Source organism: Streptomyces torulosus, assembly GCF_001419765.1.
Classification (GTDB): Bacteria; Actinomycetota; Actinomycetes; order Streptomycetales; family Streptomycetaceae; genus Streptomyces; species Streptomyces torulosus.
Genome location: NZ_LIRK01001050.1, coordinates 1 through 1,260 on the forward strand (window position 1 = coordinate 1; position 1,260 = coordinate 1,260).

General features: G+C 77.5%; 1 protein-coding gene. It reads right to left on the reverse strand.

The window, feature by feature from the left end; genetic code table 11:
* Positions 1–1,260, reverse strand: a 1,260-nt coding sequence (locus tag AOK23_RS43945; protein WP_157878343.1) for a non-ribosomal peptide synthetase, incomplete at both ends; no start/stop codon positions are given.

The following is a 1,260-nucleotide window of genomic DNA, read 5'->3' on the forward strand; positions in this document are numbered from 1 at the left end:
GCGTCGAGAAGGTCGGCGGGGGGCCCGTCCGGGAGCGGGGAGGGGACGTCGGTCGTGGCGACCGGGAGTGAGGGGGCCTCGGCCAAGGTGACCGGGCGTGAGGGTGCCTCGGTCGTGACGACCGGGACCACCCCCTCCAGTCGGGCGGCGGCCTCGTGGTTCGCCGGGTCGCACACCAGGACACGGACGCCGGTACGGGCCAGTTGGTCCCGGTGCCGGGCGGTGGGGTGGGTGGCGTCCAGCGGTACCCAGCCGGCGCCCGCGCGCAGGATGCCGACCACCCCGGTGACGGTGGCGGTGCCGCCCGGTTCGGTGAGCAGCCCGACGAGGTCGCCGGGGCGCACCCCGTGGGCGCGGAGCCCGGCGGCGAGGGCGGCGGACGCGGTGTCGAGGGCCGCGTAGGTGAGGGTGGAGTCGCCGGTGTGGACGGCGACGGCCTCGGGCGTGGCACGGAACCGCGCGCACAGGCGGTCCACGATGCCGGGCTGTCCGCCGCCCGTCGGCCGCGCCGTGCGCTCGGCGGGCTCGGCGGTCGGACGCGCGGGCTGCTGGTGCGGGGCGTGCGCGACGGCCGGTCCCGTCAACCCGGCCGCAGTGGCACGTAGTTCGGAGACGTACGCGTCGGCGAGGCCGCGTACCGTCTCGGGGCGGAACAGTCGGGCCGGGTGGTTCCAGGACAGGCGCAGGCTCGCGTCGGCCTCCCAGCACAGCAGGCCGAGCCGGGTGGCGGCGGTGGCGGTGGCCGCGGCCGTCGGGGTGACGGTGACGGGCCAGTCGGGGCCGTGGACCACCGGGAAACGGGCGAAACTGAAGCCCGCCTCGGCGACCGTGCGCGGCGCCGGTCCGGTGGCGGGCCGCACCTCGCCCAGCAGCCGGGCGAGGTCGGCGCTGCCGAGCGTCGCGTGCGCCTCGGCCTCCCGCCAGATCTCCCGGACCCGGCCGGCCAGCGCGGTCACCGGCTCGTCGGGGCCGACCGTCACGAACACCGGCAGGGTGTCGGCGAGCGGCCCCACCAGACGGTCGACCCCGGCGATCGCCACCTCGCGGCGCGCCCGCGCCACGTTCACGGCGACCTCCGGACGCCCGCTCCACCGGGCCAGACACCGCCCGTAGGCCGCCAGCAGCAGATGGAACAGCGACACCTCGTGCCGGGCCGCGACCTCGCGCAACGCGGACGTCAACTCCTCGTCGATCTCGGTGCGGTGATGGACGAGCGGCGGCACCGGGGGCGCCTCGGGGTCACCGTCGTAGGGGAGAGCC